At 70.2% G+C, this 26,840-nt stretch carries 26 protein-coding genes; 14 read left to right on the plus strand and 12 right to left on the minus strand.

What is annotated here, in order from left to right; genetic code table 11:
• The 4 genes from mobA to AC069H_RS14840 all read left to right on the plus strand — a co-directional run bounded on the left by mobA (position 1) and on the right by AC069H_RS14840 (position 3,843).
• Positions 1-543: a molybdenum cofactor guanylyltransferase gene (mobA, locus tag AC069H_RS14825; RefSeq protein ID WP_478232632.1), complete on the plus strand. Its 543-nt coding sequence runs from the start codon at positions 1-3 to the stop codon at positions 541-543.
• Between the two features lie 300 nt (positions 544-843).
• Positions 844-1,911, plus strand: coding sequence for an AAA family ATPase (locus AC069H_RS14830; protein WP_007032585.1), 1,068 nt, complete (start codon positions 844-846; stop codon positions 1,909-1,911).
• A gap of 70 nt (positions 1,912-1,981) precedes the next feature.
• Positions 1,982-2,866 (plus strand): DUF58 domain-containing protein, encoded by an 885-nt coding sequence (locus AC069H_RS14835; protein ID WP_478228368.1) that lies wholly within the window; start codon positions 1,982-1,984, stop codon positions 2,864-2,866.
• Complete coding sequence (locus tag AC069H_RS14840) at positions 2,863-3,843, plus strand: VWA domain-containing protein (RefSeq protein WP_378444146.1); 981 nt, start codon at positions 2,863-2,865, stop codon at positions 3,841-3,843. The genes AC069H_RS14835 and AC069H_RS14840 overlap by 4 nt, the downstream gene beginning before the upstream one ends.
• A gap of 80 nt (positions 3,844-3,923) precedes the next feature.
• Here AC069H_RS14840 and AC069H_RS14845 read toward each other — a convergent pair whose 3' ends face one another.
• On the minus strand, positions 3,924-4,385 hold the full coding sequence (locus AC069H_RS14845; RefSeq protein WP_478232633.1) for a tRNA (cytidine(34)-2'-O)-methyltransferase: 462 nt from the start codon (positions 4,383-4,385) through the stop codon (positions 3,924-3,926).
• Between the two features lie 111 nt (positions 4,386-4,496).
• Between AC069H_RS14845 and AC069H_RS14850 the strand changes: the two genes are divergently transcribed.
• Positions 4,497-6,092, plus strand: a complete 1,596-nt coding sequence (locus AC069H_RS14850; RefSeq protein WP_340682126.1) for an alkaline phosphatase D family protein — start codon at positions 4,497-4,499, stop codon at positions 6,090-6,092.
• On the opposite strand, the gene AC069H_RS14855 is transcribed toward AC069H_RS14850, so the two are convergent.
• The 6 genes from AC069H_RS14855 to AC069H_RS14880 all read right to left on the minus strand — a co-directional run bounded on the left by AC069H_RS14855 (position 6,080) and on the right by AC069H_RS14880 (position 12,880).
• The gene (locus AC069H_RS14855) at positions 6,080-6,511 is read right to left on the minus strand and encodes an acyl-CoA thioesterase (protein WP_478228303.1); all 432 of its coding nucleotides are present in this window, start codon (positions 6,509-6,511) and stop codon (positions 6,080-6,082) included. The genes AC069H_RS14850 and AC069H_RS14855 overlap by 13 nt on opposite strands.
• Positions 6,512-7,110: 599 nt before the next feature.
• Positions 7,111-8,397 carry an alpha/beta hydrolase family protein gene (locus tag AC069H_RS14860; protein ID WP_478232634.1) on the minus strand — a complete coding sequence of 429 codons (1,287 nt, stop codon included), beginning with the start codon at positions 8,395-8,397 and terminating at the stop codon, positions 7,111-7,113.
• Positions 8,398-8,497: 100 nt separating this feature from the next.
• Positions 8,498-9,439 (minus strand): TAXI family TRAP transporter solute-binding subunit, encoded by a 942-nt coding sequence (locus tag AC069H_RS14865; RefSeq protein ID WP_478232635.1) that lies wholly within the window; start codon positions 9,437-9,439, stop codon positions 8,498-8,500.
• The gene (locus AC069H_RS14870) at positions 9,436-10,839 is read right to left on the minus strand and encodes a sensor histidine kinase (RefSeq protein WP_478232636.1); all 1,404 of its coding nucleotides are present in this window, start codon (positions 10,837-10,839) and stop codon (positions 9,436-9,438) included. The genes AC069H_RS14865 and AC069H_RS14870 overlap by 4 nt, the downstream gene beginning before the upstream one ends.
• A gap of 3 nt (positions 10,840-10,842) precedes the next feature.
• The gene (locus AC069H_RS14875) at positions 10,843-11,511 is read right to left on the minus strand and encodes a response regulator transcription factor (RefSeq protein WP_478228307.1); all 669 of its coding nucleotides are present in this window, start codon (positions 11,509-11,511) and stop codon (positions 10,843-10,845) included.
• A 10-nt stretch (positions 11,512-11,521) separates the two neighbouring features.
• A complete protein-coding gene (locus tag AC069H_RS14880; protein ID WP_478232637.1) occupies positions 11,522-12,880 on the minus strand; it encodes an MFS transporter in 1,359 nt (452 codons plus the stop codon).
• Positions 12,881-13,070: 190 nt separating this feature from the next.
• Between AC069H_RS14880 and fabG the strand changes: the two genes are divergently transcribed.
• Positions 13,071-13,775: a beta-ketoacyl-ACP reductase gene (gene fabG / locus AC069H_RS14885; protein ID WP_016334125.1), complete on the plus strand. Its 705-nt coding sequence runs from the start codon at positions 13,071-13,073 to the stop codon at positions 13,773-13,775.
• 50 nt (positions 13,776-13,825) lie between these two features.
• Entirely contained in the window at positions 13,826-14,593 is a 768-nt protein-coding gene (gene fabI, locus AC069H_RS14890; RefSeq protein ID WP_061986623.1) for an enoyl-ACP reductase FabI, read from the plus strand.
• 6 nt (positions 14,594-14,599) lie between these two features.
• On the opposite strand, the gene AC069H_RS14895 is transcribed toward fabI, so the two are convergent.
• The 3 genes from AC069H_RS14895 to AC069H_RS14905 all read right to left on the minus strand — a co-directional run bounded on the left by AC069H_RS14895 (position 14,600) and on the right by AC069H_RS14905 (position 16,951).
• Positions 14,600-15,103, minus strand: a complete 504-nt coding sequence (locus AC069H_RS14895) for a nuclear transport factor 2 family protein (protein ID WP_478232638.1) — start codon at positions 15,101-15,103, stop codon at positions 14,600-14,602.
• 8 nt (positions 15,104-15,111) lie between these two features.
• Complete coding sequence (locus tag AC069H_RS14900) at positions 15,112-16,293, minus strand: Cmx/CmrA family chloramphenicol efflux MFS transporter (protein WP_478232639.1); 1,182 nt, start codon at positions 16,291-16,293, stop codon at positions 15,112-15,114.
• A gap of 73 nt (positions 16,294-16,366) precedes the next feature.
• Positions 16,367-16,951: a TetR/AcrR family transcriptional regulator gene (locus AC069H_RS14905; protein ID WP_478232640.1), complete on the minus strand. Its 585-nt coding sequence runs from the start codon at positions 16,949-16,951 to the stop codon at positions 16,367-16,369.
• An 85-nt stretch (positions 16,952-17,036) separates the two neighbouring features.
• Between AC069H_RS14905 and AC069H_RS14910 the strand changes: the two genes are divergently transcribed.
• Positions 17,037-18,083 (plus strand): ferrochelatase, encoded by a 1,047-nt coding sequence (locus AC069H_RS14910; RefSeq protein WP_478232641.1) that lies wholly within the window; start codon positions 17,037-17,039, stop codon positions 18,081-18,083.
• Between the two features lie 209 nt (positions 18,084-18,292).
• Here AC069H_RS14910 and AC069H_RS14915 read toward each other — a convergent pair whose 3' ends face one another.
• A complete protein-coding gene (locus AC069H_RS14915; RefSeq protein WP_478232642.1) occupies positions 18,293-18,865 on the minus strand; it encodes a TetR/AcrR family transcriptional regulator in 573 nt (190 codons plus the stop codon).
• An 87-nt stretch (positions 18,866-18,952) separates the two neighbouring features.
• Between AC069H_RS14915 and AC069H_RS14920 the strand changes: the two genes are divergently transcribed.
• Positions 18,953-19,837, plus strand: coding sequence for an alpha/beta fold hydrolase (locus AC069H_RS14920; RefSeq protein ID WP_478232643.1), 885 nt, complete (start codon positions 18,953-18,955; stop codon positions 19,835-19,837).
• Positions 19,834-20,454, plus strand: coding sequence for a VC0807 family protein (locus AC069H_RS14925; protein WP_340682113.1), 621 nt, complete (start codon positions 19,834-19,836; stop codon positions 20,452-20,454). The genes AC069H_RS14920 and AC069H_RS14925 overlap by 4 nt, the downstream gene beginning before the upstream one ends.
• A gap of 4 nt (positions 20,455-20,458) precedes the next feature.
• On the opposite strand, the gene AC069H_RS14930 is transcribed toward AC069H_RS14925, so the two are convergent.
• Positions 20,459-21,256 carry a hypothetical protein gene (locus AC069H_RS14930; protein WP_478232644.1) on the minus strand — a complete coding sequence of 266 codons (798 nt, stop codon included), beginning with the start codon at positions 21,254-21,256 and terminating at the stop codon, positions 20,459-20,461.
• A 133-nt stretch (positions 21,257-21,389) separates the two neighbouring features.
• Between AC069H_RS14930 and AC069H_RS14935 the strand changes: the two genes are divergently transcribed.
• From AC069H_RS14935 to mshC, 4 genes are all read left to right on the plus strand, one after another.
• On the plus strand, positions 21,390-22,787 hold the full coding sequence (locus tag AC069H_RS14935) for a sigma 54-interacting transcriptional regulator (RefSeq protein WP_478232645.1): 1,398 nt from the start codon (positions 21,390-21,392) through the stop codon (positions 22,785-22,787).
• Positions 22,784-24,742 (plus strand): vWA domain-containing protein, encoded by a 1,959-nt coding sequence (locus AC069H_RS14940; protein ID WP_478232646.1) that lies wholly within the window; start codon positions 22,784-22,786, stop codon positions 24,740-24,742. The genes AC069H_RS14935 and AC069H_RS14940 overlap by 4 nt, the downstream gene beginning before the upstream one ends.
• Before the next feature lie 19 nt (positions 24,743-24,761).
• Complete coding sequence (locus tag AC069H_RS14945; protein ID WP_478228320.1) at positions 24,762-25,526, plus strand: MerR family transcriptional regulator; 765 nt, start codon at positions 24,762-24,764, stop codon at positions 25,524-25,526.
• 74 nt (positions 25,527-25,600) lie between these two features.
• Entirely contained in the window at positions 25,601-26,839 is a 1,239-nt protein-coding gene (mshC, locus tag AC069H_RS14950) for a cysteine--1-D-myo-inosityl 2-amino-2-deoxy-alpha-D-glucopyranoside ligase (RefSeq protein ID WP_478232647.1), read from the plus strand.
• The last annotated feature ends 1 nt before the right edge of the window (position 26,840 follow it).

Raw genomic sequence — 26,840 nt, forward strand, 5'->3', positions numbered from 1 at the left:
GTGACGTACTCGGGGATCGTGCTGGCGGGCGGCGCCGCCCGTCGCCTGTCCGGTGTGGACAAACCCGCGCTCCCTGTCGGCGGAAAGCCGTTGCTGTCCAGGGCTTTGGCCGCGCTCGCGGACGCGGACCCGGTGATCGTCGTCGGGCCGGAACGGCCGGGATTCGGCGACGTCGTCTGGACCCGGGAGTCCTCACCCGGTACGGGACCGGTGGCCGCGCTGGCCGCCGGGCTCGCGTTGGTGCGCTCGGACCTCGTCGTGGTGCTGGCCGGTGATCTCGCGGGCGTCCGGAAGTCCACTGTGGACCGGCTGCTGGCCGGGCTCGGCCGGGCATCGGGCGCGGTGCTGGTCGACGACTCGGGGGAGCGGCAATGGCTGCTCGGCGCCTGGCGTGTGGAGGCATTGCGCGACGCGCTGCCGGAGTCGGTGGAGAACGCGTCGCTGCGGCGGACGCTGGGCGGGCTGGAGATCGTCGAGGTGCCCGAGGAGCCTGGCGAGAGCGAAGACATCGACACGCCAGAGGATCTGGACCGGCTCTCTTAGGGCGGTCGTGAGTGGTATGGACGGTTAGAACCGTTCCTGCCACTCACGAGACCCGACCGGCTCGAAACCTGCGCCTTGGGCGGGGTGTGGCCCAAGCACACGAAGGCCCCCTTCATGTACCTGGGCCTTCACTCGCCATAGTCGTGGCGGTGGTTCGCCGTAGGCTCCAGCAGGCGTCGCCGAGGCCTTCACAGCCGTCATACCGCTGATCGGGTTGGCTACCGTCACGAACGGCTGTGTCACCGACCACTACGGTCACATCCGGACACAAGTACGCAAGCGGGGAACACAGGAGGCACAGTGACCGAGCCCGGCTACGCCGACGGCGCGCAGCAGCCCGGAACGCCGGCGCGGGACGCCCAGTTGCTTGAGCGGACCGTGTTCGAGGTCAAGCGGATCATCGTCGGCCAGGACAGGCTGGTCGAGCGGATGCTGGTCGGCCTGCTGGCCAGGGGGCACCTCCTGCTCGAAGGCGTTCCCGGTGTCGCGAAGACCCTCGCCGTCGAGACCTTCGCGCGAGTGGTCGGCGGTTCGTTCTCGCGGGTGCAGTTCACCCCGGACCTGGTCCCCGCCGACATCCTCGGCACCCGGATCTACCGCCAGGGCGCCGAGCGGTTCGACGTCGAACTCGGCCCGGTGGTGGCGAACTTCGTTCTCGCCGACGAGATCAACCGCGCGCCGGCGAAGGTGCAGTCGGCGATGCTGGAGGTGATGGCCGAGCGGCACGTGTCCATCGGCGGCCAGACCTTCCCGATGCCCGACCCGTTCCTCGTGCTCGCCACGCAGAACCCGATCGAGAACGAGGGCGTGTACCCGCTGCCCGAGGCGCAGCGCGACCGCTTCCTCTTCAAGATCGTCGTCGAGTACCCGACGGCCGAGGAAGAGCGGGAGATCATCTACCGGATGGGCGTCACCCCGCCCACCCCGCAAGAGGTATTGACCCCGGCCGAACTGGTCCGCCTGCAGAACGTCGCTTCGCAGGTCTTCGTGCACCACGCGCTGGTCGACTACGTCGTCCGCCTCGTGCTCACCACTCGTACGCCGAACGACCACGGCCTCGCCGACGTCGCGGGCTGGGTGTCCTACGGTGCCTCGCCGCGGGCCAGCCTCGGCATCATCGCCGCGGCCCGCGCGCTGGCGCTGGTCCGCGGCCGGGACTACGTGCTGCCGCAGGACGTCGTCGACGTCGTTCCCGACGTGCTGCGCCACCGGCTCGTGCTGTCCTACGACGCGCTGGCCGACGGCGTGCCCATCGACCACATCATCACGCGGGTGCTGCAGACCGTGCCGCTGCCGCAGGTCTCGGCCCGTCCGCAGGGCGGCGCCGGGCAGGGCGGCCCGGTCCCGGCCGGCGCACCGGTCAGGTAGGGAAGCGAGCGTGAAGAACGAGAAGGGCGAACGTCCTTCCTGGGCTCCGCCGGTACTCCGCGGGGAGCGGATGGAGGCGGGCCTGCGCACACTCGAACTCGACGTGCGCCGCCGCCTCGACGGTCTGCTGCAGGGAAACCATCTCGGCCTGGTGCCGGGGCCCGGTTCGGAACCGGGGGAGGCCCGGCCGTACCAGCCCGGTGACGACGTCCGCCGGATGGACTGGGCGGTCACCGCGCGGACGACGAGCCCGCATATCCGGGAGACCGTCGCCGACCGTGAGCTGGAGACGTGGCTGGTGGCGGACGTGTCCGCGAGCCTCGACTTCGGCACCGCGCTGTGCGAGAAGCGAGACCTGGTCGTCTGCGCGACGGCCGCGGTCGCCCATCTGACCGGCGGTGGCGGCAACCGGATCGGTGCGCTCGTCTCCAACGGGGCGGGCAACATCACGCGAATTCCGGCGCGTGGCGGCCTCCCGCACGCGCGGGGGCTGGTCCGCAAGATCGCCGAGACCCCGCGCGCCGAGGAAGGTGTCCGCGGGGATCTCGCCGCGGCACTGGAAAAACTGCGCCGTCCGCCCCGCCGTCGCGGGCTCGCCGTCGTGCTCTCCGACTTCCTCGGCGACACCGAATGGCAGCGGCCGTTGCGCGCGCTCGGCGGGCACCACGACCTCATCGCCATCGAAGTCCTCGACCCGCGCGACATCGACCTGCCCGACGTGGGCACCGTCGTGCTGGCCGACCCGGAGACAGGGAAACAGCGCGAAGTGCACGCTTCGGCCTTGCTGCGCAAGGAATTCGGCGCCGCGGCGCACGCTCACCGGCAGGACGTCGCGGCCGCGCTGCGCCGGGCCGGTGCCGCGCATCTGGTGCTGCGCACCGATTCGGACTGGATCGCGGACATGGTCCGGTTCGTGGTGGCCCGCAAGCGCCGCTGGTCCGGTGGTGTCGCGTGAGCCTCAGCGGATTCGCCTCGCCGTGGTGGTTCCTGCTGCTGCTGGCGGTCGCCGCGGTGGCCGTGGGCTACGTGCTTTCCCAGCGCGCGCGGCGCAAGCGCACCATGCGGTTCGCCAACCTGGAACTGCTGGAGAAGGTCGCGCCGAAGAGCCAGGGATGGGTGCGGCACGTTCCCGCCATCCTGATCGTGCTTTCGCTGCTGGTGCTCACCGTCGCGCTCGCGGGGCCGACGGCCGAACAGAAGGTGCCCCGCAACCGGGCCACCGTGATGCTGGTGATCGACACCTCGCTGTCGATGGAGGCGACCGACGTCGCCCCGACCCGGCTGAAGGCGGCCCAGGAGTCGGCGCGTTCGTTCGCGCAGAACATGACCCCGGGGGTGAACCTCGGGCTGATCTCCTTCGCCGGGACGGCGACCGTGCTGGTCGCGCCGACCACCGATCGCGGCGGCGTGGTGAAGGCGATCGACAATCTCAAGCTGGCGCAGTCGACGGCCACCGGCGAAGGGATTTTCGCCGCGTTGCAGTCGATCGAGAGCTTCTCGGCGATCGTGGGCGGCGCGGAAGGCCCGCCGCCCGCACGGATCGTCCTGATGAGTGACGGCAAGCAGACAGTTCCGGACGATCTGTACGCCCCGCGAGGCGGCTACACGGCGGCGCAGGCGGCGAAGCAGGCTCAGGTGCCGATCTCGTCGATCTCGTTCGGCACCACGCACGGTTCGGTCGACATCGACGGCAAACCGCAGGACGTGAAGGTCGACGACGAATCGCTGGAGGAGATCGCCCGGCTTTCGGGCGGCGACTTCTACAAGGCGGCGAGCGCGGACGAGCTGAAACGCGTGTACGACGACCTCGGCGAGCAGATCGGATACGAGCTCAAGGACGCCGACGCGAGCAGGCCTTGGGTGATTCTGGGGACGCTGGTGCTGATGATCGGGGCGGCGGCTTCGCTCTTCCTGGGGCAGCGGCTGCCGTAGACGCTCGGGCTCTGCAATGAAGGGGCCTTTCATAGCAAAATTTGCTATGAAAGGCCCCTTCATTGCAGTGGGGCTGCGTCTCAGGGAGTCGCGAAGCCGTTCTGCCGCCAAGCCTCGTAGACGCTGATCGCCGCGGTGTTCGACAGGTTCAGCGACCGGCTCGACGGCAGCATCGGCAGCCGTACCCGGTCGCTCACCTGCGGGGATTCCTGGATCTCGGCGGGCAGCCCCGCCGACTCCGGCCCGAACATCAGGACGTCACCGGGCTCGTACGCGACGTCGGTGTGCAGCCGCGTCGCCGAAGCGCTGAACGCGTAGACCCGCGCCGGGAGGAGCGCCGCCCAAGCGGCGTCGAGATCCGCGTGGACGTGGACACGTGCGAGGTCGTGGTAGTCGAGCCCCGCACGCCGTAATTGCTTGTCCTCCAGCGTGAAACCGAGCGGCTCCACCAGGTGGAGTTCGCAGCCGGTGTTCGCGGTCAAGCGGATCGCGTTACCCGTGTTGGGCGGGATTTCGGGGCGGTAGAACAGGATGCGGAACACGAGGGTTGATCGTCTTTCGTTCACGGGCGCTTCGCCTGAGCGCGGCCGGGTGGCCATCAAGCCGGACGAGCATGAGGCCCGCCCGTGACCATCCCACCACAGGAGGGCATCATGCCTTCGCTCCCTCACCCCCTGTCGCGGCGTCGCTTCCTCGGATACGGCTCCGCCGGCGCGGCCGCAGTCCTGCTGGGGACCGGTGCCTGGAACGCCGCCGGCGCGATGCCGCTCGCCAGCGGTGCCGGTAACCCGTTCACCCTCGGAGTCGCGTCGGGTGACCCGTTGCCCGGCGGTGTCGTGCTCTGGACAAGGCTCGCGCCGAAGCCCTACGAGGCCGACGGCTTCGGCGGTATGCCGCGGACGCCGGTCCGCGTCGAGTACGAGGTGTCGCTGGACGAGCGCTTCCGCGCCGTGATCCGCCGGGGATCCGTGGTCGCCACGCCCGAACTCGGTCACTCCGTGCACCCGGAGATCCACGGCCTCGCGCCGGACCACGAGTATTTCTACCGTTTCCGCACGGGCGGTGAGATCTCTCCGGTCGGGCGCACCCGGACGGCGCCGGTCGCGTGGTCGTCGCCGCGTGAGCTGAACTTCGCGTTCGCGTCCTGCCAGAACTGGGAGGCCGGGCATTTCACCGCGTACGAGCACATGGCGGCCGAGGACCTCGACCTGGTCGTGCACCTGGGCGACTACCTCTACGAAAGCGGTGTCACGGGCGTCGGCCGCGGAACGCCGGTGGGGCCGCAGTTCAAGGGCGAGACCTTCGACCTGGCCCGCTACCGGCTCCAGTACGCGCTCTACAAATCCGAAGCGCCGCTGATGGCCGCGCACGCCGCCTTCCCGTGGATCCACGTCAACGACGACCACGAGGTGGAGAACAACTGGGCGGGCGACATCTCGCAGATCGACAAGGAACCGGACCAGGACCGCGCGGTGTTCCGGCAGCGGCGGGCTGAGGCGTTCCAGGCGATGTACGAGCACCTGCCGTACCGCATCGCCCAGCTGCCGAAGGGCCCGGACGCGCGTCTGCACCGGCGGCTGAGCTACGGCACACTGGCCGACTTCACCATGCTGGACACCCGTCAGTACCGCGACGACCAGCCGTGCGGTGACGGCCAGTCGGCGAACTGCACGGAACGGTTCGACGAGAACCGCACCCTGCTCGGCTCGGAGCAGCGGAACTGGCTGCTCGACGGCTTCTCCCGGTCCCGTGCGCGGTGGCAGATCCTCGGCAACCAGGCGCCGATGGGCCAGACCGACACCGACGCGGGCGAGGCGACGAACGTCTACCTCGACCCGTGGGACGGCTACGTCGCCGACCGCGACCGCGTGCTCGCCGCGGCGCAGGACCGCGGGGTGCGGAACCTGGTGGTCATCACCGGCGACAGGCACCAGAACTACGCTTGGGACCTCAAGCGCGACTTCGCCGACCCGGATTCGCCCACCGTGGCTAGCGAGTTCGTCGGGACGTCGATCACCAGCGGCGGCAACGGCGCGGACATGACGCCTGGCGGTGAGAACCTGCTGAAGGCCAACCCGCACATGAAGTTCTTCAACAGCCAGCGCGGGTACGTCCGGGTCAACGTCAACCGGCAGCGCTGGCGGAGCGACTTCCGGGTGGTGCCGTTCGTCAACACCCCCGGCGCGCCGATCAGCACGCGCGCCAGCTACGTCGTCGAAGACCGGCGACCCGGCGTTCAGTCCGCCTGAGCGGGCAGGAGGGCGGCGTACACCTCGCGCACCGGCGCTGGTGGCGCCGCCTTCTTGAGCGTCTTCGGGTCGACGAAGACGTAGCGGGTCTTCACTTCCGTGCACAGGTCGCCGCCGCGGGTGATCTCGAAGTCGATGATCAGCGACGTCGTGCCGAGGTGTTCCAGGTACACGGCCACGACCAGTTCGTCGTCGTAGCGGCAGGGCGCGCGGTAGCGGAGGTTGGACTCGGCGACGACGACGTCGACGCCGCGGGCCAGCGCTTCCTGGTGCGAGCCGAAGAGGGCTTTCTCCACTTCGAACATGGCCATGTCGACGTAGGCGAGGTAGTTGGCGTTGAACACGATGCCCTGCCCGTCGCACTCGTGGTAGCGCACGCGCAGCGGCATTTCGACGATCGGTTTCCGTGGCTCCGTCACGGTTCCAACCTACGTGAAGGGCTCCTTCCCTTGGCTTGGGCAGGGGCTCGGCAAAGCCGCATGAACGCCGGCCGGTGTCGCTCTTGGTGATTCGAACTGGACGTCCGAACGGGCAGACGACAGGGGTTTGAACGGGCGGTGTCCGCAAAGGACGCCAGCTGACAGGTGGATGTCCGTCCGGTGCTCATCTGTACGGTTTTCGATCGGGGTCGTGAGTGGCGATTCGGGTTCTAACCCTCATTGCCACTCACGACCCCCTCGTCAAACCAGTCATATGGCCTTGAAGCAGGAGAGCGCGGCTGACTCCTGTCGGCCAGTCCGGAACCACGCCGCGAAGAGCCGCCTCTCTGCCCTGACTCAGCGAAGTGGTCCTTCACCGCAGAGGCTCGGTCACGCCACATTTGACTTACCCCTCCCTGGCACTCACGACCCCCTTCGCAAAACGCTCGAATCGGGTACGGCCGTCCCCAAAGTGTCCCCTGTGGACAGTCGAGAATGTGCAGGCCACTGTGACGAGCCCCTCCAACACCCACGTGACCAGCGGATAGAGGACTTCGCCGGGACCCTGTGGCTTGGGGGAAGGGAGTCCTTCACGCGGCTCAGTCGATGAAATCGATATCCGGGTGGCGCGGCGACTCGCCGTCGAACAGGTGCCGGTCACGGCCCTTCAGGTGCAGATCGAAGAACGCGCCGATGTAGTCCCGTTGCGCGGCCAGCGAACGACGGGGATCGATCGTGCCGATGACCGCCTCACGCTTCTCCGGCGCCACGCGCGAGCCGAGCTGCGGCACCACGACCTGCAGATCGCTGTACGCCATATGCGTGCTCCCGCCGCGCAGCAGCAGGTCTCGCTTCCAGCCCCGCTGGTTTGCCCAGAAGTCCGCCCAGCTGCGATCGAACTCGGGCTGCCGGTGCGTGTGCTCCAGCGGCTTCCCGTTCTCGTCGACGCCCTCGGCGCCCATCAGCAGGAACGGCCGGTCGAGACCGCGTTTCGTGACTTCACCGGGCACGTAGGCACTGCCCGGCGGGTAGCCGAACGCGGTCGCCATGGCGCCGTCGAGATTGATCCCCGCGTCGACACGGCGGTCGTGGACCATCGTCTCGCCCGCGGTGAACCCGCCGTAGGAGTGACCGTAGGCGCCGACCCTGGACAGGTCGAGCGACCAGCCGAGCCCGCGGGGGAGCGGCCGGTTCTCCGCGTCCGGGTTCTGGCCGCGGGTGATCTTCGCCAGCTGGTCGAGGACGAACCGGCTGTCGGCGACCCGGGCGTCGAGAGCCTTCTTCATGAACTCGGGCCCCTCGCCCGGCGGAAGAGCAGTTTCGAGCCGTCCGCCGGGGAACTCGACCGCGGCGCTCTCGTAGGTGTGCGAGAGCGAGACGACGACGTAGCCGCGGCTGGCCAGATCGTCGACGATCGCCGAGTACGTTTCCCGCGGCCCGCCGAAACCGGGGGAGAAGAGCGCGACCGGCTTGGGCGCGCCGTGCGCCGCGGGAACGCCGATCTCGGCCCGCCGCTTCGCCGACGCCCAGTCGATGGAGCCGACCGGGAGGCCGAGGTAGTCCTCGCCGGACAACGCTTGGTCGATGACACCGCTGATGCCGGGCGTGAGCCACGGAGCGCGCGGTCCGTCGGCGAACCGGTCCGCCGGATAGGTGACGGTGACCATGAGTTCCCGGCGCCGCTCCGGTTTCCACGGATCGGGTCGGGACGGGTCGACGAGATGGAGGTCGGTCGTGCCGACCTCGTAGTGGCCGGTGAGGGCGGGTGCGGTGAGTTTGGCCTGGTCGGCCGCGACGGCGGGGGCCGCCGCGGCGAGTCCGCCCGCGAGCGCGAGGCTCGCGATCAGCGCCGAACCCCGCACCACCCTGGTGTGTCTCGATGACACTGCTGGAGTCCTTCCGGATCGGGGCGGCCCGTTGGCCGCCTGGTTCCGACCCTGGCAGCGCGCCGGTGCGACGCGCATCCCTCTGAAGATGGAGCCCGGATCACCCGTGCAGGGCACGGTAGGCCGAGGCGGCTCCGGGATGCAGGGGCACCTTGCCGGTGCCGATCAGCGTCCGGACGTCGAGGAACTGCGTTCCCACCGCGGCCGCCGGGACGAGATCGGCGGCGTGCCCGGCCAGCACCCGGGTCACCGCCGCCGCGACGTCGTCGGGCAGTGAAGGAGCCGCCAGCAGCAGGTTCGCGACGCCGATCGTCCGCAGCTCACCGACCCCCTGATAGGCCTGCGCCGGCACGAGGACCTGGTCGTACACCGGGCCGTAGCCCGCGCGCAGGGCGGGGAGATGAGCGTCCAGCGGGAGAAGGGTGATCGGAGTGGTCCGGTTCAGTTCGGTGAGCGCGGGGGTCGGGATCCCGCCGGACCAGAGCAGCGCGTCGACCTCGTGCGCCGCCAACGCGTTGATCGCTTCACCCAAGAGCAGGTTCTTCGCCTTCACCGGGACTTCGGCGCGGGCGAACAGGCGCGTGCTGAACACCGCGACGCCGGATCCGCTCGCACCCATCGCCACCGGCCGCCCGGTCAGATCGGCGAGCGAGCGCACTCCGCCGTCCGCCCGGACCACGAGCTGGTGGTAGTTCTCGTAGACACGGCCGATGGCCGAGAACGCGATCGGGACGGAGAACGGCTCCGCGCCGGCGAAAGCGGACTCGGCGACGTCGCCGAGGACGAGCCCGAGATCCGCCCGGCCGTCCCGCAACCGCCGCAGGTTCTCGACGCTGGCCTCGGTGGCGACGGCCGTCGCGCGCAGCCGCGGTTCCGCCAGGTTCAGCTGCTGGGCCAGCAGTTCCGCGAAGGCGAGGTAGAAACCGCCGCTCTCTCCCGCCGCGATGACGACCTCGCGTTCCGGGCCCCGGTAACCCGCGGTCGAGCAGCCCGCGAGCGTCGCGAGCCCGGCCAGGAGAGCGGTGCGCCTGGTGACGGTCACGGCATTTCCCCTGTCGCGAGAGGCAGTTCGACGCGGACTTCGAGCCCATGTGGTTTCGCTTCGCGCAGTTCGAGTTTCCCGCCCCGGGCGAGCACGTGCTGGCTCGCGATCGCGAGCCCGAGGCCCGTTCCGCGCGGCGCGCCGTCGCCACCCGCGCGCCAGAACCGTTCGGTCGCGCGTTCACGGTCCTCAGCGGACAGTCCGGGACCGTTGTCGGAGACGAAGAACGTGGCCGTCGTGTCTCCGGTTTCGTAGCCGGTGGTGATCGTCGCGCCGCGTCCCGCGTAGTGCACCGCGTTGTCCAGCAGGACATCCAGGACTTGGGCCAGCTCGCTTTCCGTGCACCGCACCGGCACCGGCTCGTCGTGGCCTTCCGCCGCCGCGAGGCTCACCTCCGCGTCTTCGGCCGAGGGACGCCACGCGTCGACTCGTTCGGCCAGGACCGCCGGGAGGTCGCAGGGTTCGTCGCCGGACTCACCCGCGGCGAGCCGGGTCGCGGCGCTTTCGGCGAGCGCCAGCGCGAGCAGGCCGTCGAGCAGGGACTCCAGCCGTTCGACCTCCGCGACGGTCGCGCGGTAGGCCCGCTGACCGTCCCCGTCGACCTGCGCGGCCAGCGAGTCCACGCGCAACCGCAAGGCGGCCATGGGATTGCGCAGCTGGTGTGACGCGTCCGCGACGAGCCGCCGCTGCTGTTCGGACGCCTCGACGACGGCGTCGGACATCCGGTTGAACGACGTCGCGAGCGAACGCAGCTCGCGGGGCCCGGCCCGGTCGGGAACCTGGGCGCGATGCCCCTCGGTCACCGCCTGCACGCCGGTCTCCAGTTCGTGGAGCGGCCGCACCATCCAGCGGGCCAGCAGGACCGCGAGCACCACGAACACCGTCGCGACCAGCACCGCGCCCGCGACGATCGCGGCCCAGCGGATGGCGACGTCGGTCGCCGCCGTGGTCACCGAAGCGCGAAGCACGACCACTCCGGCGACCCGAGTGCCCGTGCCCACCGGACGAGCGAAGTAGACCGGATCGGCCGACCACGGGCTCAGTTGTTCCGGTCCCTTCGCGGGCTGGTTGCGAAGCGCGGCCTCGACAAGCGAGCGGGCCACCGGCTCGGCGGCGGTCATCCCGCCGGTTTCGACCAGCGGCACCCCGCGTGCGTCGACCACCACGACCGCTTCGCCGTATAACGACGAATACCGCTCGGCGTCGACCGCCAGCGCGGTCGGGTCGGCGGCGTCGACGGCTTGCTGCGCCAGGACGACGAAGCGGTCGACGTCGGCGTTGCGGGCGATCACCAGCTGCTGGGTCCGCTGCGCGGCGGTCGACCCGAACAGGGGGATCGCGAACGCGGCGACCACGGTCAGCGCGAGCGCGACGAGGACGACCAGCAGCCGGGTGCGCACCGCTCAGTCCCGGCCCAGCCGGTAGCCGAAACCGCGGATCGTGGTCAGCAGTCCCGGCCTGTCGAGCTTCGCGCGCAGCTGGGTCAGGTGCACGTCGAGGGAGCGGGAGACGGCGAGGTACGCGTCGCCCCAGACCTCGTCCATGAGCTGCTGGCGGCTCACCGCCGTGCCCGGCCGGGCGGCGAGCACGGCCAAGACGGCGAACTCCTTGGCGGTCAGCCCGATGTCGTTCCCGTCGACCAGCACGCGCCGCGCGCCGAGATCGATCTCGACGTCCTCGATACGGACGACGCCGTCCTGTGGTGCGGCGGAGACGGCCGCACGGCGCACGACCGCGTCCATCCTCGCCAGCAGTTCGGCCAGGCGGATGGGTTTGGTCAGGTAGTCGTCGGCGCCGAGCCGCAGGCCGCGCACCACGGACCGCTCGTCCCCGCTCGCGGTGAGCACGAGCACCGGCACCGGCGAGACCTGCCGGACCTTCCTGAGCACGTCGAGCCCGTGCATGTCGGGCAAGTCGAGATCCAGCAGGATCACGTCGGCCGCGCGATGCCGGTGCAGCGCGTCGCTGCCACGGATCGCGTGGGAGACGGTGTGGCCGCGCGTTTGCAGCGCCTCGGCGAGCGCGTCGGCGACACCGGCGTCGTCCTCGACGAGCAGCACCCGCACGGCCACACCTTCCCGCCTAGCCTTCGCGGCCGGACACGAGCTCGGGCTCGGGCCGCTTCTTCTTGTCCAGCTCCGAGGTCTTCGAGGTTTCCCGCATTGTGCCGTACACGATGAGGGAGACCAGGACACAGCCCGCGACGTAGTAGAAGAACACCGATTCGTGACCGGCGCCCTTCAGCGCCTGCGCGATGAGCTCGGCGGTTCCGCCGAAGATCGCCACGGTGAGCGCGTAGGGGAGACCGACGCCGATGGCGCGGATCTTCGTCGGGAACAGCTCGGCCTTCACGATCGCGTTGATCGAGGTGTACCCGGTGACGATCACCAGTCCGGCCAGCATCAGCAGGAAGGCGAGCACGGGTTCCTTGGTGCCGCCCATCAGCGTCATGATCGGGACGGTCAGCAGGGTGCCCGCGATCCCGAAGAACATCAGCAGCGGGCGACGGCCGATCCGGTCGGACAGCTTGCCCGCGAACGGCTGAAGGATCGCGGCGACGAGGATCGCGCAGAACAGGATCAGCGTGACCGTCCGGCGCGGGATACCCGCGGTGTTCTCCATGAACTTCTGGCTGTAGGTGGCGAAGGTGTAGAACGACACCGTGCCGCCGAGGGTGAGGCCGACGACGAGCGCGATCTCCTTGGGGTACTTGATCAGCGCGCGCAGCGTGCCCTTGTCGCCCGCGTCCTTGCCGGTGCCGGACGCCTTGGTCTCCTCGAAGCTGGCCGACTCGTCCATCCCGCGGCGCAGGACCATCACCACGACGGCCGCGAGCGCGCCGACGACGAAGGCGATCCGCCAGCCCCACGAGGTCAGCTGCTGTTCGGTCAGGATGGCCTGCAGCAGCAGCTGGAGGCCGAGAGCCAGCAACTGGCCGCCGTACAGCGTCACGTACTGGAAGCTGGAGTAGAAGCCGCGTTTGCCCGGTGTGGCCACTTCGGACAGATAGGTCGCGGAGGTCGAATACTCACCGCCGACCGAGAGCCCCTGGATGAGCCGGGCCACCAGCAGCAGGATCGGCGCGGCGATCCCGATCGTGGCGTAGCTCGGCGTCAGCGCGATCATCAGCGACCCCGCCGCCATCAACATGACGGAAAGCACGAGTGCGCTTCGTCGCCCGAAGCGGTCGGCGAACCGGCCCAGCATCCAGCCGCCGAGCGGTCGCATGAGGAAGCCGACGGCGAAGACCGCCGCGGTACCGAGGAAGGCTGCCGTCGTGTCCTTGGTGGGGAAGAAGGACTTGGCGAAGTAAGTGGTGAAAGCGGCGTAGGCGTACCAGTCGTACCACTCGACCAGGTTGCCGATGGAGCCGCGCAGCACGTTGCCGACGACTCGCCTCTCGCTCACGGGCGGCGAGGATTCGCCGATCCGGGTTGTCATCTTTGACCTCCTGTGTTCCGGCTCACGGTGAACAATCCGTGACGACCGGGCAAGGTTTCGGCGCGGTTCCTAACATCCGCTTAGGACGGTCGCGGTTACCCGGAGGTAGGGGTGGCGCGGCTCGGGCGTGAACCTGGCGAGCCGATAACCTCATGCCGTCAGCGCGACAGGACGAGGCGAGGAGAGCTCTGTGGGACGGTCGGTACTGGTCACCGGCGGCAACCGCGGCATCGGTTTGGCGATCGCGAAGGACCTCGCGGCGCAGGGGCACAAGGTCGCGATCACGCACCGCGGTTCCGGCGCGCCCGAGGGCCTCTTCGGGGTGCAGGCCGACGTCACCGACGCCGAGCAGATCGACGCCGCCTTCAAGCTCGTCGAGGAGCACCAGGGCCCGGTCGAGGTCCTCGTCGCGAACGCCGGCATGACCGACGACACCCTCCTCATGCGCATGAGCGAGGAGCAGTTCACCCGCGTGGTCGACGCCAACCTCACCGGCGCGTACCGGGTCGCCAAGCGTGCCTCCCGCGGCATGCTCCGCGGCAAGTGGGGCCGCTACATCTTCATCTCGTCCGTCGTCGGGCTCACCGGGTCCGCCGGGCAGGTCAACTACGCGGCGAGCAAGGCCGGCCTCGTCGGTCTCGCCCGTTCGCTGGCGCGTGAGCTGGGCTCGCGCAACATCACCTCGAACGTCATCGCGCCGGGCTTCGTCGCCACGGACATGACCGACGAGCTCGGCGAGGACCGCAAGAAGGAGATCCTCGCCCAGGTTCCCTCCGGCCGGTACGCCGAGCCGTCGGAGATCGCCGCCGCCGTCCGCTACCTCGCCTCCGAAGAGGCCGGTTACGTCAACGGCGCGGTGCTGCCGGTCGACGGCGGCCTCGGCATGGGCCACTGACGTCCCCGTTTTCCCGTACCGATCGCAAACCACTCCGGACTGGAGGTCCCGTGCCAGGACTGCTCGAAGGCAAGCGCCTGCTGATCACCGGCGTCATCACCGACGCCTCGCTCGCGTTCCACGCGGCCAAGATCGCGCAGCAGGAGGGCGCGAAGGTCGTGCTCACCGGCTTCGGCAGGCTGTCGCTCGTCGAGCGCATCGCCAAGCGTCTCCCCGAGGAGGCGCCGGTGCTGGAGCTGGACGTCACCAACCAGGAGCACCTCGACTCGCTCGCCGACCGCGTCCGTGAGCACGTCGACGGGCTCGACGGCGTGCTGCACTCGATCGGGTTCGCCCCGCAGTCCTGCCTCGGCGCGCCGTTCCTGGACGCTCCGAGCGAGGACGTGAAGGTGGCCGTCGACGTCTCGGCGTACTCCTTCAAGGCGCTGGCCGTCGCGACCCTGCCGCTGCTGTCGCGCGGTTCGTCGATCGTCGGCATGGACTTCGACGCGCGCGTCGCTTGGCCCGCCTACAACTGGATGGGCGTGGCGAAGGCGGCGCTGGAGTCGGTCAACCGCTACCTGGCCCGCGACCTGGGCCCGCAGGGCATCCGGGTCAACCTGGTCAGCGCCGGCCCGATGAAGACCATGGCCGCGAAGTCGATCCCCGGCTTCGCCGACCTGGAGAACGGCTGGGGTGACCGCGCGCCGCTCGGCTGGGACAGCTCCGACCCGGACCCGACGGCGAAGTCCGTCTGCGCCGTGCTGTCGGACTGGCTACCGGCGACCACCGGCTCGATGATCATGGTCGACGGCGGTCTGCACGCCACCGGCTTCTAGGTCTCTTCACGCGCTTCCAGTGGTGGCTGCCGGAGTAATGAAGGCCTCCTTGCCTACCTTCAGGGTAGGCAAGGAGGCCTTCACGGCCCTGCGGGCTGGCGGGATCAGGGAAGGACCGCGTTCGCGACGTGCCACGAGTCCTCGAGCAGCAGGTACTTTGGTGATCAGGCCGTCGTCGTTGACCTCGAACTCGATGGTGAAGGCCGTCTCGATAACCTTGCCGGTGCTGCGGATCGTCGAGCGGAGGCGGCCGATCGCGACGGCGTGCGGCCCGTCGACGAGGACGCGTTCGACATCGAACCGGTCCTTGATGAGCCCCTTGTCGAGCAGGTCGTAGAACTCGCGGATCTCCGCCGGATTCCGGCGCGGGCCGATCCACGGGACCAGCTCGGTCGCACCGGGGATGTCCCACGCGACGCTGTCGGCGAACAGTTCCGTGGCTCCGTCGGTGTCCCCTGTGGACATTCGGCGGAAGAACCCGGCAAGGGTGGATCGGGTTCGTTCGGACATGATTCTCCTTACTGGGTAACGGGTTCGCGGAGCAGGCGGGTGTCGTCGGTGCGCTGGACACCGGCGGCGAAGGTGAGCGCGACGACGGTGGCGACCCCGAGCCCGACGCTCACCCACGCGACGCTGGGGTAGCCGAGACCGGCGTCGATCGATTCGCCGCCGAGCCACGGGCCGAGGGTGTTGCCGACGTTGAACGCGGCCGTCGTGCTCGCGCCGACGAGCGTGGGCGCGTTGCCCGCCACGGCGAAGGCGCGGACGTTCAAAGCGGGGTTGACCCCGAATCCGGCGACGCCGAACAGGAACACGGCGAAGATCGCGACCGGGGTCGCCGGGCCGGAGATCGCGAGCAGGACCAGGGCGAGCAGGGCGACGGCGAGGCCGCCGTAGAGGGTCGCGAAAGGCCTCGCGTCGGCGAGCCTGCCACCCGCGGTGATGCCGATCAGCGCGCCGAGCCCGAACAGCGACAGGACTCCCGGCACCCAGCTTTCCGGCAGCCCGGCGACCTCGGTCAGCAAGGGCGCGAGGTAGCTGAAGGTCGCGAAGATCATCGCCTGCGCGAGCGCGATCACGCCGAGCGCCAGCCAGAACCGGCCGCCGCGGTAGAGCCGCAGTTCGGTCGCGACGTCGGTCTTGTCCGCACCGTTCTGGGTCTCCGGGACCAGGGCGAAGACCCCGATCAACGCGACGACGGTCAGCGCCGTGACCGCCCAGAAGGCCGCTCGCCAGCCCGCGTGCTGGCCGAGGAAGGTCCCCGCGGGGACGCCGGCGATGTTCGCGACGGTGAGTCCGCCGACCAGGATGGCCAGCGCGCGGCCACGGCGCTCGACCGGCACCAGCGCGACGGCGGTGGCCGCCGCGACCGCCCAGAATCCGGCGCAGGCGACCGCGCTGACGACACGCGTCGCGAAGAGCAGGGCGTACCCCGAGCCCAGCGCGCCGACGACGTGCGAAACGCCGAAGACGACGAGCAAGGCCATGAGGGTGGCGCGCCTCGGCACCCGCAGCGTCGCGATCGCGAGCAGGGGAGCGCCGACGACCATGCCGATCGCGAACGCCGAGATGAGCAGCCCGGCCTCCGGGATGCCGACGTTCAGATCGGCCGCCATCCCCGGAAGCAGGCCGGTGATCATGAACTCGGACGTGCCGAGCGCGAACACGCTCAGTCCGAGTACGCAGACTGCCAAAGGCACGGGAAGTCCCTCCAGTATTGTATCGATCAGTCCAAAATGTGGGCAGCGTCGCGCACGGGATTCGTTCGAGGTCTTACTTCGCGGCGATCGCGTCCAGTGCGATGGCGGCGACGGACTCCATGGCCGCCCGGCCGGCGCCTCGGCGGGACATCAGCCGGAGGCCGGCGACGGTGCTGTGCGCGAACTCGGCGATCGCACCGGGGTCGCGATCGCCGTCGATCGTCCCGTCGAGCTGCCCTTCCTTGGCGCAGGCCGAAAGAAGGGCGAGATGCCGCCGGGTGTCGGCCTCGATCCGCGCCTTGACCTCGGGGTCGCGCCCGCCGAATTCGGCCACCGTGTTGACCACGAGGCAGCCTCGTCCGTGGTGCGCGACCTCCTCGTCGATCGTGTACGAGAACAGGGCACGGAATCGCTCGACGCCGGTCCCGGATTCCTCCAGCAAGGCCGTCCTGGCCACGATCCCGCGATCGGCGTAGTGATCGAGCGCGCGCATGAACAGTTCGTGCTTGCTGGTGAAGGTGTTGTAGATGCTGCTACGGCCCAAACCGGTGGCTTCGCAGAGGGCCTGTGTCGACGTGCCCTCGTAGCCGCGTGTCCAGAACGCGTCCATGGCGCGCCCGATCGCGGCGCGTTCGTCGAATTCCTTCGGCCTGGCCATGGAAGTGACCGTACCAGGTTTTGGATCGGTCGGTTCAAAATGGGCCGGGTCAGCGTGCGGGGCGCCATAGCGGCAAGATGGCAGGGTGGGTTACGACGCGCTGCTTTGGCTTTCGTTCGGTGGTCCCGAGGGACCCGGCGAGGTGATGCCGTTCCTGGAGAACGTCACGCGGGGCCGTGGGGTCCCCCGGGAACGCCTGCTCGAGGTCTCCGAGCACTACCAGCACTTCGGCGGGGTCTCGCCGATCAACCGGCTCAACCGGGACGCGATCTCCGCGGTGGAGAAGCAACTCGCGGCCGCCGGGATCGACCTGCCCGTTCACTTCGGCAACCGCAACTGGCGGCCGATGGTCGAGGACACCCTCGCCGAGATCACCGAGGCGGGCGCTCGGCGCGTCCTAGTCTTCCCGACGAGCGCGTACGGCGGCTATTCCGCCTGCCGTCAGTACGACGAGGACATCGAGCGTGCCCGCGCGGCGGTCGGCGACGGCGCGCCGGAACTGGTGAAGCTGCGGCAGTTCTTCGACCACCCGCTGTTCATCGCCGCCTTCGCCGACGCCGTCCGCGCCGCGCACGCGAAACTGGGGAACCGGCCCGGAACCCGCACGGTGTTCTGTGCCCACTCGGTGCCCGAGTCCGCCGACGCCGCGTCCGGCCCGCCGTCGGAAGGCGGACGGCGCTACTCGCGCCAGATCGCCGAGGCCGCGCGCCTCGTCGCGGCCGAAGCGGGGATCGAGACCTACGACGTCGTCTGGCAGTCGCGCTCCGGCCCGCCGCAGGTGCCGTGGCTGGAGCCGGACATCGTCGACCACATCGACGCGCTGCACGCGGAAGGTGTCACCTCGGTGGTCGTCTGCCCGGTGGGTTTCGTCTCCGATCACCTCGAGGTGATCTGGGACCTCGACAACGAGGCCGCCGAGCGGGCCGCGGAACATGGCATGGGCTTCGCGCGGGCCGCGACGCCGGATACCGACCCGCGGTTCGCCGAACTCGTCGTGGAGTTGGTCCGGGAACACACCGAGGGGCTGCCGGCGCGGAAGCTGTCGCCGTTCCCGGCGGCCGGGTGCACGGTCAACGGGGCGCCTTGCGCGATCGGATGCTGCGAGCCCGCCAAGAGGCCCGCGCGCCCGTAAGTGTCAGCGGCCATCGCCGCTCTTCCTGCGCCGCCACTGTGGCTGCTGGGACCAGTGATGTCGCTGAGGCTATGGGTGGCGATCGCGCGTAGTCCGTGAAGGCCTCCTTCCCTACCTTCAGGGTAGGCAAGGAGGCCTTCACGCACCTGTCGCCACAAAAACAGACGTACCTCGGCGCTAACCGTCCTTGCCACTCACGAGATCGATCGTCATCGGGCGGCGATCCTCGACAGGTGGAGGTCGACGAGGGCGATGGCCTCGTCGCCGGTCTGGTAGCCGAGCAGCACCGCGTCGCCCAGGCCGGCCACTAGGGCGAGCAGGAGGTCGGCCTCCATGGCCGGGTCGCCGGTGAGCTGGAGGTCACCGGCGTCCTGGCCGGCGACGAGCAGGGCCGCCACCGCGTCGCGGAGCTGGCCGTGCCCGGTCCGGAAGTGGCCGGCGATCTCCGGATCCTTGAGCGCGCGCACCACGAAGGCGTTCGCGACGAGCGCGTGGTCCCGGCCTGCCTCGTCCAGGGGGAGCAGGGCGATGAGCAGGTCTCGGACCCGCGGCTCGGACGGGGTGGCGATGCGCTCCTCAATGCCACCTCGCAGGGTGGTCGTCGCGTAGCGCAGCATCTCGTCCCTCGACGCGAAGTAGTGCTGGACGGAGCCCTTCGAGATACCGGCTTCTGCCGCGACCTCGTTCAGGCTGACCCCTTCGAGCCCCCGGTCAGCCGCGATGCGGCGAACGGCCGCGGCGATCTGCCGCCGCCGGTCCTCGTGATCGACTCGTTTGGGCACCCGTACTCCTTTTGGCAGTCCGATCGGATTGCAAACTTCTCACCAACTGGTTACAATCCGATCGTACCGTAAAAAGGAGGGGTGAGAATGAAGGTGGGCGGATTCGCCTCGCCGGAGGCGCGCGCCGAGTACGAGGCCGTCTACGAACGAGGTTTGGCGGCCTTGCCCGCGCCGACCGGGATCCACGACGTCCGGACGGCGTTCGGGGTGGCGCGCGTGTACCGGTTCGGGGAGCCGGGTGCGACGCCGATCGTGCTGTTGCCCGGCCGCGCGGGGACCGCGGTGATGTGGGAACCCAACCTCACCGCGCTGCTCGGGCACGGCGAGGTCTTCGCGGTGGACCTCATCGGCGAAGCCGGCCGCAGCGAGCAGACCGCCCCGATCCGCGACGCCGCGGACCAGGCCGCGTGGCCGAGCACGGTGCTCGCCGAGCTCGACCTGCCGTCCGTGCACCTGATCGGGTACTCGTTCGGTGGCTGGCTCGCGACCAACCTCGCCGTGCGGTCACCGGAACGGCTGAAATCGCTCACCGTGATCGACCCCGTGCTGACGTTCGGCGGTCTGACCGCGGGACTGGTCTTCCGCTCCACGCTCGCCGCGATCCCCGGAATCAACCGATGGACTCGCCCGTCGTTCCTCGACTGGATCTCCGGCGGCGCGGAAGTCGACGCCACGGATCCGGTCGCGCGGGTGATCGACGAGGGGATGCGGACCTACCGCATCGCCCTGCCGTCGCCCAGGTTGTTCACCGATGAGCAATTGCGCTCCGTGCGGATGCCCGTGCTCGCCCTCATCGCCGGGCGCAGCGTCATCCACCACCCGGAACGGGCGGCCGCCCGCGCCCGTGAGTTCCTGTCGCGAGGTCAGGTCGAACTGTGGCCCTCGGCGACCCACGCCATCGCCGGGGAAGCGGCGGACGAGGTCAACGCACGTGTTCTGAAGTTCCTGTCCGAGTGCGAGATGGACTCGTGACCGCGCGCGCCAAGAACCCCACGCTGTCCTTGCTGCTCTGGGACGTCGCGCTCCCGCTGGCCGCCTACTACGGGCTCCGGCTCGCCGGACAGAGCGAGCAGGTCTCGCTGCTGGCCGGGGCGGGGGTGGCGGCGGCCCGGATCGTGTGGGTCGCCGTCCGGGACCGGTCCTTCGACGGCTTCGCCGCGTTGCTGGCCGGTGTGCTCGGGGTCGGGCTGGTGCTTTCGCTGGTCACCGGGGACGCGAAATTCCTGTTGCTGAAGGAATCCTTCGCCACCGCGACCGCCGCGATCGTCCTGCTGCTCAGCTGCTTCAGCCGTACGCCGATGGTGCTCGTCGCCGTGCGGGCAGGCTCCAGCGCGGCCAAACGCGCGGAGATCGACCGGCTCGGCGACGAGGTCCCCGAGTTCCGGCGGGCGTTCACCCGGATGTCGGCGGTGTGGGGAGTGGCGCTGCTGCTGGAGGCCGCGATCCGGGTGCCGCTGGTGTACACCTTGTCGGCCGACGTGATGAACGCGCTCAGCGTGGTCCTGCTGCTCGCCGTCATCGGCGGGCTTTCGCTGTGGTCCGTCCGCTATGCCGAGAAAGTCCAGAAAAAGCACACTGTGACCACGTGAACCGCTACGGGTGCCTGTCCGCCTGTTCGGCGAACACTCGCACCGCTTCGTTGATCGCCGCGTAGCGGGCGTTGCGGACCGCTTCGGTCAGCGGCCGCAGCGCCTCCGCCCGCCGGAGCGCCGCCGACGAAGAGAGCGCGCCGCCCGGATCGTCGGATTCGGCGATGGCGAGTATCGCCGCGATCTCCTGGGAACGCTGGAGCACCCGCAGCGCCCGGCTGGGCATCCCGGCGGGCCAGGGCGCGTCGGTGGTGGCCCGCAGCCGCGCCGAGAGTTCCGCCCGCACCCCTGGCCGCTCGCTGGCGACGTCCAGCGCCTGCAACGCGCCCGCACTCGCGCGGATCGCGTCGGTCAGACCGTGTTCGGCCTCGCCCAGCGGGCGGTACTCGAGGACGCCCGGCATGGGCACCGAGTACACCGTCCACCGCATGAGGCCTTCGGCGATCGCCTCGGGGACCACGCCGTAGCCGAGGTCCGGCAGCAGGACGGCCTCTCCGATCCGCAGCGCGGCCTCGGTGAACGGCCCGCCGCCACCCAGGCCCCGGACGTCGCCGGGTACCGGGAGCAGCAGCTGCATGCTCTTGGCGCCCTGCGCGCGCAGGGCGAGCAGCAGCTGGACCGGGGTCGCGGCCCGGTTGAACGCGAGCGGCAGGTCGAACGCTTCGGCGGCCGCCGCGTCCGCGGCGACGAAGTCATGGGCTTCGCCCCAGACCTGCAGGGCGTCAAGGATGTCGTCGGAGGCGGCGGCTCCGTTCAGCCACGCCGAAGACCAGACCGCGAGGGTCGCACTAGGACGGCACACCGGATTGATTTTAGTCGTGCTTTCGGCGAAACCCGGCTATGGGAGGGTTAACCCAGGCTTGCCGTTCGCCATCGCCGGAGCTGGAGTTGCTTCACGTCGACAGGGACCACGCTCGCGACGTAGCGTCGAACGGGTGAACGATGTTCCCGCAAACCTGCCCCGGACCGCCGGGGACCTTCGCGCGGCGGGTCACCTGCCGCGGTCGATCAAACAAGAGCTGCACGACAACCTCCTCGCCAAGCTCCGCGCCGGGGAAGACGCCTGGCCAGGGATCGTCGGGTTCTCGCGCACCGTGCTGCCGCAACTGGAACGCGCGCTGCTGGCCGGGCACGATGTCGTCCTCCTCGGCGAACGAGGCCAGGGCAAGACCCGCCTGCTGCGCACCCTCGCGGGGCTGCTCGACGAATGGACGCCCGTCATCGAGGGCGCCGAGCTGGCCGAGCATCCGCTCGACCCGATCACCCCGGAATCGCGCCGCCGTGCCGCCGAACTCGGCGACGCGCTGCCGGTGACCTGGCGCCACCGCGACGAGCGGTACACGGAAAAACTGGCCACACCGGACACTTCGGTCGGTGACCTGATCGGTGACGTCGATCCGGTGAAGGTCGCGGAAGGCCGCAGCCTCGGCGATCCCGAGACCATCCACTTCGGACTCGTCCCGCGCGCCCATCGCGGCATCGTGGCGATCAACGAGCTGCCGGACCTCGCCGAGCGCATCCAGGTCGCGCTGCTGAACGTGATGGAGGAACGCGACATCCAGGTACGCGGCTACACCCTGCGCCTGCCGCTGGACGTGCTGCTGGTGTCGACGGCCAACCCGGAGGACTACACCAACCGCGGCCGCATCATCACCCCGCTCAAGGACCGGTTCGGCGCCGAGATCCGCACGCACTACCCGCTCGACGTCGAGGCGGAGATCGCGGTCGTCCGGCAGGAGGCCCGGCTGGTCGCCGAAGTCGGCGAGCCGCTGCTGGAGGTGCTCGCCCGGTTCGTGCGGAACCTGCGCGAGTCGCCGGTGATCGACCAGCGGTCGGGTGTCTCGGCCCGGTTCGCCGTCGCCGCGGCGGAAACGGTCGGCGCGGCGGCACTGCGCCGGTCCGCGCTGACCGGTGAGGAACCCGCCGTGGCGCGTCCGGTCGACCTCGACGCGGTCCCCGGCGTCCTGCGCGGCAAGCTCGAATTCGAGCCGGGGGAGGAGGGACGCGAGACCGAGCACCTCGTGCACCTGCTGCGCCGGGCGGTCGCGGAGACGGCCCGTTCGCGGTTCGCCGGCCTGGACCTGCTGCCGCTGGCCGACGCCGTCGAGTCCGGGCATCTGGTCGCCACCGGGGAACGCGTTCCCGGCAAGGACGTCCTCGCCGCACTGCCGGAACTGCCCGTGCTCCACGACGTCGCCGCGCGCGCCGGCGTCGGTCCGGACGAACCGGCGGGGCGGATCGCGGCCGCGGTCGAACTGGCACTGGAATCCCTGTTCCTGTCGAGGAAACTCGCCAAGGACTCCGACGACTCGACGACCGTCTACGGCCGATGAGTCTCCTCCCGGAAGGATATTCATACGGGCCGTGGGACAACGGCCCCGATCCGCTGGCGCCGCCGGCGGACCTGCGGGACGCGCTCGACGAGATCGGCCGCGACGTCATGGCGGGCGCTTCGCCCCGGTCCGCGCTGGAAGAACTGCTGCGCCGCGGCACCCCGCGCACCGCCGGGCTCGACGAACTGACCAGGCGGCTCTGGCAGCGCCGGTCGGAGATCCAGCGGCGGCACCGGCTGGACGGCACGCTCCAGGAGGTCCAGCGGTTGCTCGACCAGGCGCTGGAGGCCGAGCGGCGCGAGCTGTTCCCAGATCCGGACGACGACGCCCGCTTCCGTGAGGCTCAGCTGGACGCGTTGCCGCCGGGGACGGCGGCGGCCGTGCGCGAACTCGCCGGGTACGACTGGCGCTCGCGGGAGGGCAGGGAGAACTACGAGAAGATCCGTGACCTGCTCGGCCGTGAGCTGCTGGATTCCCGTTTCGAGGGGATGAAGGAGGCGCTGCGGAACGCCGGGCCGGAAGGGGCCGAGCGGGCGAACCGGATGCTCGCCGACCTCAACGCGCTCCTGGCCGCGCACGTACAGGGCAGGGAGGACGTCCCGGAGCGGTTCGCGGAGTTCATGCGCGAGCACGGCGAGTTCTTCCCGGAGAACCCGAAGAACGTCGAGGAGCTGATCGACGTCCTTGCCGCTCGTGCCGCGGCCGCGCAACGAATGTTGAACTCGATGACGCCGGAACAGCGGGCCGAACTGGCCGAACTGTCGCAGCAGGCGTTCGGCGACCCCAGGCTCGCGCAGCAGCTGTCCACTTTGGACGCCCAATTGCGGGCGCTGCGGCCCGGCGAGGACTGGACGTCTTCCGAACGGTTCCGGGGCAACGATCCGCTGGGCCTCGGCGAAGGCGCCCGGGCGATGTCCGATCTCGCCGAACTGGACGCGCTGGCCGAACAGCTCGGCCAGTCCTACCCCGGCGCGAGGCTGGAGGACATCGACGTCGACGCTCTCGAACGCCGGCTCGGACCCGATGCGGGCGTCGACGCGCGGCGGTTGTCCGAACTGGAACGCGAACTCCGGCGCCAAGGTCTCTTCGAACGTGCCCCCGATGGCACGCTCCGGTTGTCGCCCAAGGCTTTACGACGGCTGGGGGAGACGGCGCTCGCTGACGTCGTGAACGCTTTGCGCGGCAAGACCGGCCAACGGGAGACGGAGTCCGCCGGAGCCGCGGGCGAGCCGACCGGTGCCACCAGGCCGTGGCGGTTCGGGGACATGCAGCCGTGGGACGTCTCCAGAACGGTCCGCAACGCGGTCCTGCGTTCGGTTTCGGTGGGCGAGCGGTCGGTCCGGATGGACGTCTCCGATGTCGAGGTGATCGAGACCGAACATCGGTCGCGCGCGGCGGTGGCGTTGCTCGTGGACACGTCGTGGTCGATGGTGCAGGAGGGTCGCTGGCTGCCGATGAAGCGGACGGCACTCGCGTTGCACCAGCTGATCAGCACCCGGTTCCGCAACGACGCGCTCCAGCTGATCACCTTCGGCCGCTACGCGACGTCGGTCGAACTGGCCGAGCTGGTGGGCCTGGAGGGCGCTTGGGAACAGGGCACCAACGCCCACCACGCGCTGCTCCTGGCCGGACGGCATCTGCGGCGGCATCCCGACGCGCAGCCGGTGGTCCTGATGGTCACCGACGGGGAGCCGACGGCACATCTCGAGCCCGACGGCACGGCGGAGTTCGACTACCCGCCCCAGCCGAGGACCCTGCTCAAAACCCTGTCCGAAGTGGACAGGATGGCGAAGCTGGGCGCGTCGGTGACGGTGTTCCGGCTCGGGGACGACCCGCGCCTGACGGAGTTCGTCGACCTCATCGCGCGCCGCTCGGGCGGCCGTGTCGTCGCTCCGGATCTGGACGGGCTCGGCGCCGCCGTGGTCGGCGACTACCTGCGAACCAGGAAGCGCTGAACTCGCTTACGCTGGCCCGATGGGGTACTCGGTCGGAAAGGTCGCGGCGCTCTCGGGGGTCACCGTGCGCACGCTGCATCACTACGACGAGATCGGCCTGCTGTGCCCGAGCGGGCGGACGGCGGCGGGGTACCGGAGCTACAGCGACGACGACCTCGACCGCCTGCAGCGCGTCCTGTTCTACCGCGAACTCGGGTTCGGCCTCGAGACGATCGCGAAGGTGATCGACGACCCGGCGGTCGACGCGCTGGAGCATCTGCGGCGCCAGCGGGTGCTGCTCGCCGAGCGGATCTTCGAGCTGACGCGGATGGCCGAAACGGTCGAGCGGGTGATCGCAGCGAAGGAGGCCGGAGCCGCGCTGACCGCGGAGGAGCGGTTCGAGGTCTTCGGCGAGTTCCGTGAGCCGGAGGGCTACGCGGAGGAGGCCGTCCGCCGGTGGGGGGACACGCCGCACTGGCAGGCGGCGGCCATCCCGCGGTCAAAGCAGGAATGGATCGAGGCGGAGAAGCTCCGGGAGGACTGGGTCCGGCGGCTGCTCGCCGTCTTCGACTCCGGCGCGCCCGCCGACGGCCGCGCGGCGATGGACCTCGCCGAGGAGCACCGCCGGATGCTCGCGGCGTTCATGGGGGACTGCGACCTCGCGACGCACCGGGAGCTCGCCGGGCTGTACGCGACCGAGCCGGTCCAGCTCGGCTTCCTGGTGCGTGAGCCGGACCAGCGACCGGGCCTCGGCGAGTACATCCGGGACGCCGTCCACGCCAACGCCGAACGGGTCACGGGATAGCGAATCGGTTACTCCGGCCGTGTCCGTCTCCCACCGGACGGGAACGGCGCGGCGGCTCCGCTTACAGTCGAGGTATGCAGACTTGGTCATCGGTCGACGTGCCCCGTATCCCCGGCACCCCCCGTCCGCTGCGGCTTCACGACACGGCGACGGGGCAGATCCGCCCCACGGCGCCCGGGTCGACCGCCCGGATGTACGTCTGCGGCATCACGCCGTACGACGCCACCCATCTGGGGCACGCCGCCACGTACCTGACATTCGACCTGGTGAACCGCCTGTGGCGGGACGCCGGGCACGACGTCCACTACGTGCAGAACGTGACGGACATCGACGAGCCCCTGCTGGAGCGCGCCGAGCGCGACAAGGACGACTGGGTCGTCCTCGGCATGCGCGAGACCGCGCTGTTCCGCGAGGACATGACCGCGTTGCGGGTGCTGCCGCCGCGGCAGTTCGTCGGGGCGGTCGAGAGCATCCCGGAGATCGTCGAGGTCATCGCCAAGCTGGTGGCGAACGGCAGCGCGTACCGCGCGGACGACGCGGAGTACCCGGACATCTACTTCGAGCACAACGCGACCGGGCACTTCGGTTCGGAGTCGAACTACGACGCCGAGACCATGGCGAAGTTCTTCGCCGAACGCGGCGGCGACCCGGACCGTCCCGGCAAGCGGCACCCGCTCGACGCGTTGCTGTGGCGGATGGCGCGGCCGGGTGAGCCGTCGTGGGAGTCCGAACTGGGCGCGGGGCGGCCGGGCTGGCACATCGAGTGCAGCGCGATCGCGGTCAACCGGCTCGGCCTCGGCTTCGACGTCCAGGGCGGCGGCTCGGACCTGATCTTCCCGCACCACGAGTACAGCGCCGCGCACGCGGAAGCCGTCGCGGGGGACAGGCCGTTCGCGCGGCACTACGTGCACGCCGGGATGATCGGCCTTGACGGCGAGAAGATGTCGAAGTCGCGCGGGAACCTCGTGTTCGTCTCGCGGCTGCGGGCCGACAAGGTCGACCCGGGCGTGATCCGGCTCGCGCTGTTCGCCGGCCACTACCGCGAGGACCGGCCGTGGACCGCGCAGTTGCAAGCGGACGCCGAAGCGCGCCTCGCGCGCTGGCGCGAAGCCGTCTCCCTCGGCACCGGCCCGGCGGCGGAGGACACCGTCGCGCGCCTGCGTGACCACCTCACCGACGACCTCGACACGCCCAAGGCACTCGCGGCCGTCGACGCCTGGGCCGAGCAGGCGCTGAACCGCTCCGGCACCGACCCGGCCGCGCCCGGGCTGATCCGGAACACCGTCGACGCGCTGCTCGGCATCGAGCTCTGAC

The sequence above is a fragment of the Amycolatopsis sp. NPDC043887 genome, from assembly GCF_056435665.1.

Bases quoted from the DNA above. Each gene is read 5' to 3' on its own strand.
- AC069H_RS14835 (WP_478228368.1), top strand. From the start codon at position 1,982: ATGGAGGCGGGCCTGCGCACACTCGAACTCGACGTGCGCCGCCGCCTC.
- AC069H_RS14850 (WP_340682126.1), top strand. From the start codon at position 4,497: ATGCCTTCGCTCCCTCACCCCCTGTCGCGGCGTCGCTTCCTCGGATAC.
- AC069H_RS14880 (WP_478232637.1), bottom strand. From the start codon at position 12,880: ATGACAACCCGGATCGGCGAATCCTCGCCGCCCGTGAGCGAGAGGCGA.
- AC069H_RS14895 (WP_478232638.1), bottom strand. From the start codon at position 15,103: ATGTCCGAACGAACCCGATCCACCCTTGCCGGGTTCTTCCGCCGAATG.
- AC069H_RS14905 (WP_478232640.1), bottom strand. From the start codon at position 16,951: ATGGCCAGGCCGAAGGAATTCGACGAACGCGCCGCGATCGGGCGCGCC.
- AC069H_RS14920 (WP_478232643.1), top strand. From the start codon at position 18,953: ATGAAGGTGGGCGGATTCGCCTCGCCGGAGGCGCGCGCCGAGTACGAG.
- AC069H_RS14940 (WP_478232646.1), top strand. From the start codon at position 22,784: ATGAGTCTCCTCCCGGAAGGATATTCATACGGGCCGTGGGACAACGGC.
- AC069H_RS14945 (WP_478228320.1), top strand. From the start codon at position 24,762: ATGGGGTACTCGGTCGGAAAGGTCGCGGCGCTCTCGGGGGTCACCGTG.
- mshC (WP_478232647.1), top strand. From the start codon at position 25,601: ATGCAGACTTGGTCATCGGTCGACGTGCCCCGTATCCCCGGCACCCCC.